The 245-nt window shown below is 56.3% G+C and carries 1 protein-coding gene; it reads right to left on the bottom strand.

Going from position 1 to position 245, the window contains the following annotated elements:
• Positions 1-245, bottom strand: a 245-nt coding sequence (locus K0F88_RS33120) for a calcium-binding protein (protein WP_374039774.1), incomplete at both ends; no start/stop codon positions are given.

The following is a 245-nucleotide window of genomic DNA, read 5'->3' as shown; positions in this document are numbered from 1 at the left end:
GTCGAGTCGCTGGCAACTTTGATGAGGTCATCACCCGCATCACCGTACAACTGGTTCGTGCCGGTTCCACCTTCCAGCGTGTCATTACCGCCACCGCCATGAATGTTGTCGTTACCGGACCAGCCGACCAAAGTCTCTGAGGTGGCGGTGCCCACTTGATTCAGACCTTTCGTTGAGATGTCCGTCCAAGTCCAAAACGTCCCATCAGCAAATTCCACACGCTCGATGACAGCCGAAAGGGCGGC

The sequence above is a fragment of the Pseudomonas sp. UMAB-40 genome (assembly GCF_900095275.1).
GTDB classification, from domain to species: Bacteria; Pseudomonadota; Gammaproteobacteria; order Pseudomonadales; family Pseudomonadaceae; genus Aquipseudomonas; species Aquipseudomonas mandelii_B.
This window is presented reverse-complemented; position numbering and strand designations above follow the sequence as displayed.